We start from the raw sequence: 12,795 nt of genomic DNA, 5'->3' as shown, positions 1-12,795 counted from the left end.
CGCCGGGGCGCTTACGGCGCTCGGCCTGTGCTAGAATGCGGCGCTTCGAGGATGGGCGATCCGCGCCGCCGGATATCACCATGCCGCCCTTGCCGGAACCACGACTCGCGAAGATGCCGAACGCATGACGCTTCTTGCCCTGGGAATCAATCACCGGACCGCCACCGTCGAGGTGCGCGAGCAGGTCGCCTTCTCGCCCACCCAGCTGGCGTCGGCGCTGGCCGAGCTGCGCGCCCTGCCGGAGGTGCACGAGGCGGCGCTGCTCTCCACCTGCAACCGCACCGAGCTCTATTGCGTCACCGGCGCCACCGGGGAACGCGAAATCCTCGACTGGCTGGGGCGCTTCCACGGCCTGAAGGTGGAGGACCTCATGCGCTGCGCCTACCATTACCGCGAGAACGAGGCGGCGCGCCACCTGATGCGCGTGGCCGTGGGGCTGGATTCCATGGTGCTGGGCGAACCCCAGATACTGGGCCAGCTCAAGGATGCCTACCAGGCGGCCCGGCAGGCCCGGGGACTGGGCGGGGAGCTCGAGTGCCTGTTCCAGAACACCTTCGCCGTGGCCAAGCAGGTGCGCACCGAGACCGGCATCGGCCGCAACCCGGTGTCGGTGGCCTACGCGGCCGTGAGCCTGGCCAGCCGCATCTTCGGCGACTTCAGCCGCTCGCGGGCGCTGCTGATCGGGGCCGGCGAGACCATCGAGCTGGTGGCGCGTCACCTCCACGAGGCCGGCGTTCGCCAGCTGACCGTGGCCAACCGCACCCGCGAGCGGGCGGAGGTCATCTCCGGTCCGCTGGGGGGCGAGGCGATCACCCTCGATGCGATCCCCGAGGCCCTGGTGGAGGCCGATATCGTGATCTCCTCCACCGCCGCCCCCCTGCCGATCCTCGGCAAGGGCATGGTCGAGCGGGCCCTCAGGAAGCGTCGCCATCGCCCCGTCTTCATGGTCGACATCGCGGTTCCCCGGGACATCGAGCCGGAGGTCGGGGAGCTCGCCGACGTCTTCCTCTATACCGTCGATGACCTCCAGGAGGTCATCGAGGAGAACCGCCGGCATCGCCAGGTGGCGGCCGACCAGGCCGAGTCGCTGATCGAGCACGGCGTGGGCAACTGGCAGCACGAGCGCCGCATCCGCAGCGGCGGCGAGCTGATCCGCGACGTGCGCGCCCGGGGCCAGGCCGTGCGCGAGCTCTCCGAGCAGCAGGCGCTGGCCCGGCTCGCCCGCGGCGAGGACCCCGAGGAGGTGATCCGCCGCCTGGCCCACCAGTTGACCAACCGCCTGCTGCATCGCCCCACGGTGGCGATGCGCGAGGCGGCCTCGCAGGAGCATCGTGACCTGCTGGACGCCGCCACGACCCTTCTGCTGGACGAATCCAACGACCACTCCCGATAGGATGCGCCGATGAAAGCCACCCTGCGCCAGCGCCTCGATGCCTTCATCGAGCGCTTCGAGGAGCTCGCCGCCCTGCTGGCGGAGCCCGAGGTGATCAGCGACCAGACCCGCTTCCGCGACTACTCGCGGGAATACGCCGAGCTCGAACCGCTGGTGGAGGCCTGGCGCGAGTACCTCGCCGTGGAGGCCGACATCGCCTCCGCCGAGCAGCTGCTGGGCGATGCCGATGCCGAGATGCGCGAGCTGGCCGAGCTCGAGCGCGACGAGGGGCGCGAGCGGCTTGAGGCCCTCGAGGTCCGGCTCAAGCAGCTGCTGGTGCCGAAGGACCCCGACGATCGCCGCAACGTCTTCCTGGAGATCCGCGCCGGCACCGGTGGCGACGAGGCGGCGCTGTTCGCCGGCGACCTCTTCCGCATGTACTCCCGCTACGCCGAACAGCACGGCTGGAAGGTCGAGGTGGTCAGCGCCAGCCACGGCGAGCAGGGCGGCTACAAGGAGATCATCTCGCGGATCAAGGGCGAGGGGGTCTATGCGCGCCTCAAGTTCGAGTCCGGCGCCCACCGGGTGCAGCGGGTGCCGGCCACCGAGTCCCAGGGCCGCATCCACACCTCGGCCTGTACCGTGGCGGTGATGCCAGAGGCCGACGAGGTCGGCGACATCGACATCGATTCAGGCGACCTCAGGGTCGACACCTTCCGCTCCAGCGGCGCCGGCGGCCAGCACGTCAACACCACCGACTCCGCCATCCGCATCACCCACCTGCCCACCGGCGTGGTGGTGGAGTGCCAGGAGGAGCGCAGCCAGCACAAGAACCGCGCCAAGGCGATGTCGCTGCTGGCCGCTCGCCTGAAGCAGTCGGCCGTGGCCAGCCAGCGCCAGCAGCAGGCCGACGCCCGGCGCTCCCTGGTAGGGTCCGGCGATCGCAGCGAGCGCATCCGCACCTACAACTTCCCCCAGGGCCGGGTCACCGATCACCGCATCAACCTGACGCTCTACAAGCTCAACGAGGTGGTCAGCGGCGAGCAGCTAGACGACGTGGTCGAGCCGCTGATCCACGAGTACCAGGCCGAGCAGCTGGCGGCCCTCCAGCAGGACGCCGGATGACCCTGGATCGCCTGCTGGCCCAGGCCGCGGCGCGGCTCTCGGCCGCCGGCTCGCCGAGCGCGCGGCTCGATGCCGAGGTGCTGCTCTGCCACGTGCTGGGCGTGGACCGCACCTGGCTCTACACCTGGGGAGACCGCGAGGCGCCGGTCTTCGAGTGGGCCCGCTTCGAGGCGCTGGTGGCGGCCCGCGCCCAGGGCCAGCCTATCGCCTACCTGACCGGTGAACGGGAGTTCTGGGGCCTGCGGCTCGCCACCTCGCCGCACACCCTGATCCCCCGGCCCGACACCGAGCGCCTGGTGGAGGCGGCCCTGGAGCGGGCCACGCCTCCCCGGGGACGGCTGCTGGACCTCGGCACCGGCACCGGGGCGATCGCCCTGGCCTTTGCCAGCGAGCGGCCCGGCTGGTCGGTACTCGGGGTCGACCTGCGACCCGAGGCCGTGAGTCTGGCTCGGCAGAACGCCGAGCGGCTCGCCATCCCCAACGTTACCTTCCGCGAGAGCGACTGGTTCGCCGCCCTGGTCGATGACAGCGCCGGCGAGCGCTTCGACCTCATCGTCTCGAACCCGCCCTACATCGCCGCGGACGACCCGCACCTGGCCCGGGGGGACGTGCGCTTCGAGCCGCGCAGCGCCCTGGTGGCGGCCGACGGCGGCCTGGCCGACCTGCGCCACCTGGTGCGCGAGGCCTGGCGGTACCTGGCCCCGGGCGGCTTCCTGCTGCTCGAGCACGGCTTTGAGCAGGCCGAGGCGGTGCGCGACGTGCTCACCGCGGCCGGCTTCGTCGAGGTCGCGAGCCTGCGCGACCTGGGTGGCCATCCCCGGGTCAGTGTGGGGCGACGGGTCGAGGAGGGGGCTGGAGCCCCACGGTCGTGATGTGGTACATCTTCCTGCAGGAAAAAACGCCACGTCTCGTCGCCTTTGCATGCGTGAAGCCCACCGGGAACCCTGCGGTGGGGTGATTTTCAGGTGATCGTACTGTCGCGACGGCGTGAAAGACCCACCATTCCGGCATGCCAACGACAATGAAAGCCAAGACCCGCTCGCTCGACCGCATCGACCTCAAGATCCTGCGCTGCCTGCAGGAGAACGCCCGCATCTCCTATGTCGACCTGGCCTCCCAGGTCGGCCTCTCCACCACGCCCTGCCTGGAGCGCGTCAAGCGCCTCGAGCGTGCCGGCATCATCCGCGGCTACAAGGCGCTGCTCGACCCGCGCGCCCTCAAGGCGAACCTGCTGGTGTTCGTCGAGATCAGCCTGGAGACCCAGTCGCCGGCGGTGTTCGACGAGTTCCGTCGCGCCGTGGCCAAGCTGCCGCAGATCCAGGAGTGCCATCTCGTCTCGGGGCAGTTCGACTACATCCTCAAGTGCCGGATCCCGGAGATGTCCGCCTACCGCCAGCTGCTCGGCGACGTGGTCCTGACCCTGCCCGGGGTCAAGGAGTCCAAGAGCTACGTGGTGATGGAAGAGGTCAAGGAGGACTTCAGCCTCCACGTGCCGGACATCGAGGAGTTCGAGGAGAAGTGAGCCCGTCCATGGATGACGCCACCCTGCTGCGCTACAGCCGGCAGATCATGCTCGAGCAGATCGACATCGAGGGCCAGGAGCGCCTGCTGGCCGGCCATGCCCTGGTGATCGGCGCCGGCGGGCTTGGTTCGCCGGTGGCGCTGTACCTGGCCGCCGCGGGCCTCGGCCGCCTGACCCTGGCCGATGCCGACGAGGTGGAGCTCTCCAACCTGCAGCGCCAGGTCGCCCACGCCACCGCGGACATCGGGCGCAATAAGGCCGAGTCGGCCCGCGAGGCGGCGCTCGCCCTCAACCCCGACGTTTCGGTGCGGGCGATAGACGACTACCTGGACGGCGAGGCCTTGGCCCGGGCGGCCGCCGAGGCCGACGTGGTGCTCGACTGCACCGACCGCTTCTCCAGCCGCTATGCCATCAATGCCGCCTGCCGCGCGGCGGGGGTGCCGCTGGTCTCGGGGGCGGCGATCCGCTTCTCCGGCCAGCTGGCTGTCTTCGATCCCCGCGACCCCGAGGCGCCCTGCTATGCCTGCCTCTATCCCCCCGGGGCGGGCGACGAGGAACTCAGCTGTGCCGAGAACGGCGTGGTGGCACCCCTGGTGGGGCTGATCGGCAGCTTCCAGGCCCTGGAGGCGATCAAGATCGTCAGCGGCGCCGGCACACCCCATCGTGGCCTCTCCACCTTCGACGGACTCACCGGCCAGTGGCGACACTTCGGCGTGCCGAGAGATCCCGCCTGTCCGGTCTGCGGCACGGCCTGAGGAGGGTCCCATGACCGATCACCAGGTGGTACCCCTTGGTCAGGTCAGCGACTTCGACATCCGCTTGATCCGCGTCTTCAAGGCGGTGGTGGAGTGCGGCGGCTTCTCCGCCGCCGAGGGGGTGCTCGGCGTTGGCCGCTCGGCCATCAGCCTGCACATGAACGATCTGGAACGTCGCCTGGGGCTGAGGCTCTGCCAGCGAGGCCGCGGAGGCTTCTCGCTTACCGAGGAGGGGCGCCAGGTATATGAGGCGGGCCTCACCCTGCTGGCCTCTCTGGAGACCTTTCGCACCGAGGTGAACGGGCTGCACGAGAGCCTGCGTGGCGAGCTCAACATCGGCATCACCGACAACCTGGTCAGCATGCCCGAGATGCATATCACCCACGCCCTGGCCGAGCTCAAGGCGCGGGGCCCGGAGGTGCGCATCAACATCGCCATGGAGGCGCCCGACAGCATCGCCCGGGGCGTGGTGGACGGCCGGCTGCACGTGGGGGTCGTGCCAGAGGTCAATCTGCCGTCGAGCCTGGCGAGTGAGGCGCTCTACGACGAGCACTCCCTTCTCTACTGTGCCGACACCCATCCGCTTTTCGGCGAGGCGGTGACGAACCCGCAGCGTCTCGATGCCCATGAGGCAGTGGTGCCCGGCTATCCCTTGCCGGAGGCCGCTCGGGCGGCCCATGCGAGACTGCGCGGGGCCGCCACGGCATCGGACCGTGAGGGGGCGGCCTTCCTGATCCTCACCGGCTGCTACATCGGCTACCTGCCCGACCACCTGGCGGCCCCCTGGGTGGCGGCCGGCCGGCTGAGGACGCTGTGCCCCGACAGCTGCCGCTACCGGATTCCCCTGGTGGCCATCACCCAGCGCGACCGACGCCCCCATCGCGTGCTCGAGGCCTTTCTGGCCGCGCTCGGCTAGGCAGCCAAACGGCCGGATCGCCCATCACGCCAGTCGATCCAGGGTCGTCGCCACGGCATCGAAGAGCCGCTCGAGCTCCGTCTCCGTGCTGCCGAACGGCGGCCCGAACTGCAGGGTATCGCCGCCATAGCGCACGTAGAAGCCCGCCTCCCAGAGCGCCAGGTGGGCGTCCCGGGGGCGGATGGTCGGGTCACCGTCACGGGGGGCGAGCTGCAGGGCCCCGGCCAGGCCATGGTTGCGGATATCCACCACGTGCGGACGGCCCCTGAGGGCGTGGAGCTTCTTCTCGAACGTCGGAGCGATGGCCCGCACCTGCCCGGGGAAGTCCTCGCGCTCGAAAAGATCCAGGGTCGCGAGGCCGGCGGCGCAGGCCACCGGGTGGGCGCTGTAGGTGTAGCCGTGGGGGAACTCGATGGCGTGGGCGGGGCCGCCGCCGGCCATGAAGGTGTCGAAGATCTCTCGGGAGGCGATCACGGCCCCCATGGGCACCGCGCCGTTGGTGAGCTGCTTGGCCACGTTCATGATGTCCGGGGTGACGCCGAAGGCCTCGGCCCCGGTCCGGGCACCGGCCCGGCCGAAGGCGGTGATCACCTCGTCGAAGATCAGCAGGATGTCGTGGGCGGTGCAGATCTCGCGCAGCCGCTCGAGGTAGCCCCTCGGCGGCACGATCACCCCGGCTGAACCGGACATCGGCTCGACGATCACGGCGGCGATGCTGGAGGCGTCGTGCAGGGCGATCTGGTCGAGCAGGGCGTCGGCGAGCTCGGCGCCCGTCTCGGCCTGGCCGCGGGTGAAGGCGAGGGCGGGCTGCAGGGTGTGGGGCAGGTGGGTGACGTCCAGCAACTGGCCGTAGTGCTTGCGGTTGCCGCCGATCCCGCCGAGGCTGGTGCCTCCCACGTTCACGCCATGGTAGCCCTTGGCGCGCCCGATCAGCCGGGTCTTCTCGGGACGCCCCTGGAGGCGCCAGTAGGCGCGCGCCATCTTCACCGCCGTGTCCGCGGACTCGGAGCCGGAGTCGGTGAAGAAGACGTGGTCCAGCCCCGGCGGGGTCAGCGCCGCCACCCGTTCGGCCAGCTCGAAGGCGAGCGGGTGGGCGACCTGGAAGCCCGGAGCGTAGTCCAGCCGGCCCAGCTGGGCCGCCACCGCCTGCTGGATCTCGACACGGTTGTGGCCGGCGCCGCAGGTCCAGAGCCCGGAGAGCGAGTCGAAAAGTCGCCGGCCACGGTCATCGATGAAGTAGCGTCCCTCGGCCGCCGTGATCATCCGCGGATGGGCATGGAAGTCACGGTTGGCGCTGAACGGCATCCAGAAGTGGTGGTTGAGCGGGCTGGGCTCTCTGCCGCGCTCGACGGCATGTGGGGTAGAAGCAGTCGACGCCGTCATGGTGGTCTCCTCGTTTGGATCATGGTCCTCACTGGAGCATGGGGGGTGTGTCGAGTCGATAAAAGGCTCTCCTGCTGACCCTTGCGTGAGTGAAGGCTGACGTGACAGCGGGGCCCTGGCGTGACCCGTGGCCAGGGTAGGTCAGGCGGGTGATGGTTATTACTTGACGATATGGGGCCGGGAGTGCGGCGGCGTGTCCGCCCCCCTGTTGCTCGCGTCGCTTGATATACCCATTTAACAACAGTGTTCTGTCTTGGAGAGGGGGCGAGGTTGCCTGGTGGGGAGTGAGGCCAGGCGATCATCAAGGTATTAAATACTTGACAGTCATCGCTGCGCTGGTGTCAAACTGAGGTCGCCTTTTCCGTGCCATCTTCGCCGGGAAGGGTGCCAACAACAACCAGCGCAGCGCGCAAGAACGGACAGGTTTCCCGCATGTCGTCCTCCCCCTCCCCGGAGCACCCCGCCTCCTGGTATCGCGCCTCCATCGCCGTCCAACTCGGCGACTGTCCCCCGCTGGAGGGGGAGGCGCGGGCCGATGTCTGCGTGATCGGCGGCGGCATCACCGGGTGCTCGGCGGCCCTGCATCTGGCCGAGCGCGGCTACTCGGTGGTGCTGCTCGAGGCCGGCGAGATCGGACATGGCGCCTCGGGGCGCAGCGGAGGCCAGATCCTGCCGGGCCTGGGCACCGACATCGCCACCGTGGAGAAGGCGCTGGGCCATGCCCGGGCCCGGGAGGTCTGGGAGATGAGCCGCGAGGCGGTGCGCCTGACGGCGGCGCTGATCGAGCGCCATGACATCCCCTGCGAACTCTCCTGGGGCTACCTGCATGCGGCGGTGAAGCCGCGCCAGGTGCGCGAGCTCCAGGCGTTCCGTGAGCGCATGGCCCGCGACTTCGACTACGAGGCCCTCAGCCTGCTCGAGGGCGATGCCCTTCGCGAGCACGTGGTGAGCGATGCCTATCCGGCCGCCCTCTTCGATGCCGAGGGCGGCCACCTCCATCCGCTCAACTACACCCTGGGCCTGGCCCGGGCGGCCCGTCGTGCCGGCGTGGCCATCCACGAGCACAGCGCCGCCGTCGAGATCCGCCACGGGCAGCCGGCCACCGTGGTCACCGAGCGGGGGAGGGTCACGGCCGACTTCGTGGTGCTCGGTACCAATGCCTACCAGGCGGGCCTGGAGCCGGCGCTCTCCGGGCGCATCATGCGTGCCGCCAACTACATGATCGCCACCGCGCCGCTCTCTCCCGAGCAGGCGGCCCAGGTACTGCCGAGAAACGATGCCCTCTCGGATGCCAACTTCGTGCTCGACTACTACCGGCTCTCCGCCGACCGCCGCCTGATCTTCGGCGGCGAGGTCAGCTACGATGGCCGGGAGCCGCGACACCTCGAGGCACGCATGGATGGCAAGATCGCGCGGATCTTCCCCGTGCTCGCGGGCGTGCCGATCGAGTACCGCTGGGGCGGCGACGTGGCGATCACCCTGGACCGCGCGCCGGACTTCGGCCGGCTGGGGCGCAACGTCTACTATGCACAGGGCTACTCCGGCCATGGCATGGCGCTGGCGGGTCTCGCCGGCCAGCTGCTGGCCGAGGCCATCGCCGGCCAGAGCGAGCGCTTCGACGTCTTCGCGGCCATGCCGCATCGCCGCTTTCCCGGCGGACGCCTGCTGCGCATGCCACTGCTGGTGCTGGCCACCCACTTCTACAAGCTGCGGGACCGGCTGTGACCCGGGCCGGCGAGAACCGAGAGGGCACCCCCATGAACGACACCATCACGGAGGACGCCATCGCCTCCCCGAGCGAACGCCCGGCCGGCGAGACCGCGCACGGCGACGCGGCCCGCCAGGCGTCCTCCATCGAGATGCGGGGCCTGCACAAGCGATTCGGCCGTGACACCGTGGCGCTGGACGGGGTCGACCTCACCATCGAGGCCGGCGAGTTCTTCACCCTGCTCGGACCCTCCGGCTGCGGCAAGACGACCCTGCTGCGCATCCTCGCCGGCCTCGAGGAGGCCGACGACGGTCGCCTGGCCATCGGCGGCAAGGATGTCACCGAGGTGCCGCCCCACCATCGCAGCGTCAATACCGTCTTCCAGTCCTATGCGCTCTTCCCGCACCTCTCGGTCCGCGAGAACCTGGCCTTCGGCCTGAAGATGCGCGGCATGGCCGCCACGACGCGCGATGCCAAGGTCGACGAGATCGCCGCCTTCATCAAGCTCGGCGACCTCGTGGACCGGCGGGTGGACCAGCTCTCCGGGGGCCAGCGCCAGCGCATCGCCCTGGCGCGCGCCCTGGTCTGCGAGCCCGACGTGCTGCTGCTCGACGAGCCGCTGTCGGCGCTGGACGCGGGACTGCGCAGCCAGCTCCAGGTGGAGCTGCTGAGGGTCCAGAAGCGCCTGGGCATGACCTTCGTCTTCGTCACCCACGACCAGGACGAGGCCATGGTGATGTCGGATCGCATCGCCGTGCTCAACGGCGGCGTGATCCAGCAGGTGGGGCCGCCCCGGGAGGTCTACGAGCATCCGGCCAACGCCTTCGTGGCCCGCTTCATGGGCCACGACAACCTGTATCCGGTCACCGCCCGCCGGGGGAGCCGGCTGACCACGCCGCTCGGCGAGCTGTCCGCCGAGGAGGCGGGGGAGGGCGAGCTGCTGCTGATCCGCCCCGAGACCCTGGACCTGCTGCCGGGCGAGGTGGCGGGCGACAACCACCTGCCGGCGGTGGTCAGCGAGCGGCTCTACCGCGGCAGCCATGCCGAGTACCGCCTGGAGATCGGCGGGACGACCCTGCAGGCGACCCTCAGCAACCGAGGCCGGCACCTGCCCGAGGTGGGCGACCGGGTCACCGTCACGGTGGCGCCGGAAGACCTGGTCACCCTGGATGAGTGAGGAGGCGCGCATGGCCGATACCCGCACAGTGCCGTCCGCTCGCAGCCGGGCCATGGTGCGCGAGGCGCGGCACCTGCTGTTCACCGTGGCGCCCGGGGCGGTCTGGATCGTGATCTTCCTGGTCCTGCCCGGCGCCTACCTGATGGGCGTGGCCTTCATGACCAACGGTCCCTACGGCCTGCCGGAGATGCCGCTGTCGCTGGAGTCGTTCCGGCGCCTGGCGGGCTTCGGCTTCCTGGGCTGGAGCCCCGGTAACCTCTATACCCTGCTGCGCTCGCTGTGGCAGACCCTGGTCGCCACCGGGCTGGTGGTGCTGGTGGCCTACCCGATCGCCTACTACATCACCACCTGCCGAGAGAAATGGCGGCCGATCATGCTGCTGCTGGTGGTGGTGCCGAGCTGGACCAATCAGGTGATCCGCACCTTCGGCTGGATGAACCTGCTCGCCCCCGGCACGCCTCTCTCCGGGCTGGCCGAGGGGCTGGGCCTGATCCCGCCCAACATGGGCCTCTATCCCTCCAGCTTCGCGGTCACCCTGGGCCTGGTCTACAACTTCCTGCCCTTCATGGTGCTGCCGCTCTATGCCGCCTTCGAGAAGCTCGATACCGCCCAGGTGGAGGCCGCCCGGGACCTCTTCGCCTCGCCGGTGCGGGCCTTCTGGCACGCGGTCTTCCCCCAGACACTGCCGGGACTGCTGGCCGGCATCGTGCTGGTGGCGATTCCCGCCTTCGGCATGTACGTGATTCCCGAGCTGCTGGGCGGCGGCAAGGGGATGATGCTCGGCAACCTGGTGGCCACGCAGTTCGCCGGCGGCGCCAACTGGCCGCTGGGCGCGGCCGGCGCGATCCTGATGCTGATCGCCACCTTCATCGGGCTGTTCGCCATGCGACGCATCGGCAAGCGCCTGGGTGGCGGCGAGGAGGTCGTGATATGAGAAAGCGCACGCTGCATCGCGGCCTGACCCTCTTCTGGTGGGCCACCCTGGCGTTCCTCTACCTGCCGCTGGCGGTGGTGGTGCTGTTCTCCTTCAACGAGGCCAACAGTGCCGCCAGCTTCACCGGCATCTCGTTTCGCTGGTACCACCAGTTGATGGGCAACGAGGAGATCCTCTCGGCCTTCGGCAACAGCCTGGTCCTGGCCATCACCTCCTCGGTGATCGCCCTCGGCATCGGCTGCCTGATCGGCTACGGCATGTACCGCCATCGCCATCGCAGGCTCGGCTGGTTGATCGTGCTGATCTACCTGCCCATCGTGCTGCCGGACATCGTCTTCGGCATCTCGGAGATGGCCTTCTTCGTGCAGATCCACCGCCTGACCGGGCTGCTGCAGCCGGGCCTGCCCACCATGGTCATCGCCCATGTGACCTTCCAGATCCCCTTCGTGGCGCTGATCGTTTATTCGCGCTTCGTGGGGCTCGACCCGACGCTCTTCGAGGCCGCCAAGGACCTCTACGCCACGCCGGCCAAGCGGGTGATGCATTTCATGCTGCCGACCATCAAGCCAGCGTTGATCTCGGCCTTCTTCCTGTCCTTTACGCTGTCGGTGGATGACTTCGTGATCAGTTTCTTCACCGCCGGGCCCGAGAGCGCGACCCTGCCCATCTACATCTGGGGGGCCATCAAGAAGGGCGTGTCACCCGAGATCAACGCCATCGCCACGCTGATGATCGGCGCGGTCGCCATCGCCGCCATTCTCAGCCTGCTGTTCAGCCGTCGCCGGCCCACCTGAGCCGGCACACCTTCCCGAGGGAAACGAGGAGAGTCCGACATGACCAACAACAAGACCCTACTGGCCCTTTCCCTGGGCGGCCTGCTGCTCGCCGGCAGCGTCCAGGCCCAGGAGAACAAGCTCTACCTGTTCAACTGGACCGAGTACATGGACCCCGAGATCATCGAGGCCTTCGAGGCGAAGTACGATGTCGACGTCGTCCAGAACTACTTCAACTCGCTGCCCGAGATGTTCGCCAAGCTCAATGCGGGCGGGGCCTCCCAGTACGACATCATCGTGCCCTCCAACTACTACGTGCCGCGGCTGATCCAGACCGGCCTGGTGCAGAAGCTCGACAGATCGAAGCTCGAGAACCTCGACAACGTCATGGAGCAGTTCCGGGATCCGGCCTACGACCCCGGTGCCGAGTACACGGCGCCCTATCAGTGGGGGACCACCGGCATCGTCTACAACACCGAGACCTTCCCGGAGGCGCCGAAGAGCTGGTCGCTGATGTTCGACCCCGAGGTCAACCCCGACCATCCCTTCGCGCTGATGGGCGACGGCCAGGTCAGCATGGGCGGCGCCTGTGCCTACCTGGGCCACGGCTACGACTGCACCGACATGGACGCCTGGAAGGAGGCGGCGAGGCTGCTCATCGACACCAAGGGGCGCGAGACCTTCAGCGGCTTCACCGACGGTACCCCCGCGCTGCAGCAGCTGGCCCGGGGCGTGACCCACGTGGGGCTCTCCTACAATGGTGACTACCTGTTCTTCAAGACCGAGGACCCCGAGACCTTCGCGTCCCTGGACTTCATGATCCCCGACGAGGGCGCCGAGATGTGGGTGGATTCGATGATGATCCCCGCCGAGGCGCCCAACCCGGACATGGCCCACAAGTTCATCGACTTCATCCTCGATGCCAAGGTCGGGGCCCAGCTCTCCAACTACAACTACTACGCCAGCCCCAATGCCGCCGCCGCGCCCTACCTCGACGAGGTGCTGACCCAGCCGCCCGTCCAGCCCAGCGACGCCGACATGGAGCGACTGCGCTTCACCCCCAGCCTGGAAGGCAATGCCCTGCAGACCTTCCAGCAGCTGTGGTCCGAGGTCCAGTCCCGCTGAGCGCA

Annotated in this window: 12 protein-coding genes; 11 read left to right on the top strand and 1 reads right to left on the bottom strand. The window is 69.2% G+C overall.

Going from position 1 to position 12,795, the window contains the following annotated elements; genetic code table 11:
- Window positions 1-124 precede the first annotated feature (124 nt).
- From hemA to BOX17_RS02180, 6 genes are all read left to right on the top strand, one after another.
- A complete protein-coding gene (gene hemA, locus BOX17_RS02205; protein WP_071941863.1) occupies window positions 125-1,393 on the top strand; it encodes a glutamyl-tRNA reductase in 1,269 nt (422 codons plus the stop codon).
- A 9-nt stretch (window positions 1,394-1,402) separates the two neighbouring features.
- Window positions 1,403-2,497 carry a peptide chain release factor 1 gene (gene prfA / locus BOX17_RS02200; RefSeq protein WP_071941862.1) on the top strand — a complete coding sequence of 365 codons (1,095 nt, stop codon included), beginning with the start codon at window positions 1,403-1,405 and terminating at the stop codon, window positions 2,495-2,497.
- Window positions 2,494-3,369: a peptide chain release factor N(5)-glutamine methyltransferase gene (gene prmC / locus BOX17_RS02195; protein ID WP_071941861.1), complete on the top strand. Its 876-nt coding sequence runs from the start codon at window positions 2,494-2,496 to the stop codon at window positions 3,367-3,369. Before prfA ends, prmC begins: the two co-directional genes overlap by 4 nt.
- Window positions 3,370-3,518: 149 nt before the next feature.
- Window positions 3,519-4,019 (top strand): Lrp/AsnC ligand binding domain-containing protein, encoded by a 501-nt coding sequence (locus BOX17_RS02190; protein WP_071941860.1) that lies wholly within the window; start codon window positions 3,519-3,521, stop codon window positions 4,017-4,019.
- Between the two features lie 8 nt (window positions 4,020-4,027).
- Entirely contained in the window at window positions 4,028-4,774 is a 747-nt protein-coding gene (locus BOX17_RS02185; protein WP_071941859.1) for a HesA/MoeB/ThiF family protein, read from the top strand.
- A 10-nt stretch (window positions 4,775-4,784) separates the two neighbouring features.
- Complete coding sequence (locus BOX17_RS02180; protein WP_071941858.1) at window positions 4,785-5,690, top strand: LysR family transcriptional regulator; 906 nt, start codon at window positions 4,785-4,787, stop codon at window positions 5,688-5,690.
- Window positions 5,691-5,714: 24 nt separating this feature from the next.
- Here BOX17_RS02180 and aptA read toward each other — a convergent pair whose 3' ends face one another.
- A complete protein-coding gene (aptA, locus tag BOX17_RS02175) occupies window positions 5,715-7,073 on the bottom strand; it encodes an omega-aminotransferase AptA (protein WP_071941857.1) in 1,359 nt (452 codons plus the stop codon).
- A gap of 432 nt (window positions 7,074-7,505) precedes the next feature.
- Between aptA and BOX17_RS02170 the strand changes: the two genes are divergently transcribed.
- From BOX17_RS02170 to BOX17_RS02150, 5 genes are read left to right on the top strand one after another with little or no spacing between them, the layout of a single operon-like run.
- A complete protein-coding gene (locus BOX17_RS02170) occupies window positions 7,506-8,798 on the top strand; it encodes an NAD(P)/FAD-dependent oxidoreductase (RefSeq protein ID WP_071941856.1) in 1,293 nt (430 codons plus the stop codon).
- 32 nt (window positions 8,799-8,830) lie between these two features.
- Window positions 8,831-9,958: an ABC transporter ATP-binding protein gene (locus tag BOX17_RS02165; protein WP_071946559.1), complete on the top strand. Its 1,128-nt coding sequence runs from the start codon at window positions 8,831-8,833 to the stop codon at window positions 9,956-9,958.
- 10 nt (window positions 9,959-9,968) lie between these two features.
- Window positions 9,969-10,892, top strand: a complete 924-nt coding sequence (locus BOX17_RS02160; protein ID WP_071941855.1) for an ABC transporter permease — start codon at window positions 9,969-9,971, stop codon at window positions 10,890-10,892.
- A complete protein-coding gene (locus BOX17_RS02155; RefSeq protein ID WP_071941854.1) occupies window positions 10,889-11,686 on the top strand; it encodes an ABC transporter permease in 798 nt (265 codons plus the stop codon). The genes BOX17_RS02160 and BOX17_RS02155 overlap by 4 nt, the downstream gene beginning before the upstream one ends.
- A 39-nt stretch (window positions 11,687-11,725) precedes the next feature.
- Window positions 11,726-12,790, top strand: coding sequence for an ABC transporter substrate-binding protein (locus tag BOX17_RS02150; RefSeq protein WP_071941853.1), 1,065 nt, complete (start codon window positions 11,726-11,728; stop codon window positions 12,788-12,790).
- Window positions 12,791-12,795 lie beyond the last annotated feature (5 nt).

Source organism: Halomonas aestuarii, assembly GCF_001886615.1.
GTDB lineage: Bacteria > Pseudomonadota > Gammaproteobacteria > Pseudomonadales > Halomonadaceae > Halomonas > Halomonas aestuarii.
The sequence above is the reverse complement of the archived record's forward strand: the minus strand, read 5'-3'. Positions and strand labels throughout refer to the sequence as shown.

What these genes read in the sequence shown, in the direction of transcription:
- hemA (WP_071941863.1), top strand. Translation starts at nt 125, where the DNA reads ATGACGCTTCTTGCCCTGGGAATCAATCACCGGACCGCCACCGTCGAG.
- prfA (WP_071941862.1), top strand. Translation starts at nt 1,403, where the DNA reads ATGAAAGCCACCCTGCGCCAGCGCCTCGATGCCTTCATCGAGCGCTTC.
- prmC (WP_071941861.1), top strand. Translation starts at nt 2,494, where the DNA reads ATGACCCTGGATCGCCTGCTGGCCCAGGCCGCGGCGCGGCTCTCGGCC.
- BOX17_RS02190 (WP_071941860.1), top strand. Translation starts at nt 3,519, where the DNA reads ATGAAAGCCAAGACCCGCTCGCTCGACCGCATCGACCTCAAGATCCTG.
- BOX17_RS02185 (WP_071941859.1), top strand. Translation starts at nt 4,028, where the DNA reads ATGGATGACGCCACCCTGCTGCGCTACAGCCGGCAGATCATGCTCGAG.
- BOX17_RS02180 (WP_071941858.1), top strand. Translation starts at nt 4,785, where the DNA reads ATGACCGATCACCAGGTGGTACCCCTTGGTCAGGTCAGCGACTTCGAC.
- aptA (WP_071941857.1), bottom strand. Translation starts at nt 7,073, where the DNA reads ATGACGGCGTCGACTGCTTCTACCCCACATGCCGTCGAGCGCGGCAGA.
- BOX17_RS02170 (WP_071941856.1), top strand. Translation starts at nt 7,506, where the DNA reads ATGTCGTCCTCCCCCTCCCCGGAGCACCCCGCCTCCTGGTATCGCGCC.
- BOX17_RS02165 (WP_071946559.1), top strand. Translation starts at nt 8,831, where the DNA reads ATGAACGACACCATCACGGAGGACGCCATCGCCTCCCCGAGCGAACGC.
- BOX17_RS02160 (WP_071941855.1), top strand. Translation starts at nt 9,969, where the DNA reads ATGGCCGATACCCGCACAGTGCCGTCCGCTCGCAGCCGGGCCATGGTG.
- BOX17_RS02155 (WP_071941854.1), top strand. Translation starts at nt 10,889, where the DNA reads ATGAGAAAGCGCACGCTGCATCGCGGCCTGACCCTCTTCTGGTGGGCC.
- BOX17_RS02150 (WP_071941853.1), top strand. Translation starts at nt 11,726, where the DNA reads ATGACCAACAACAAGACCCTACTGGCCCTTTCCCTGGGCGGCCTGCTG.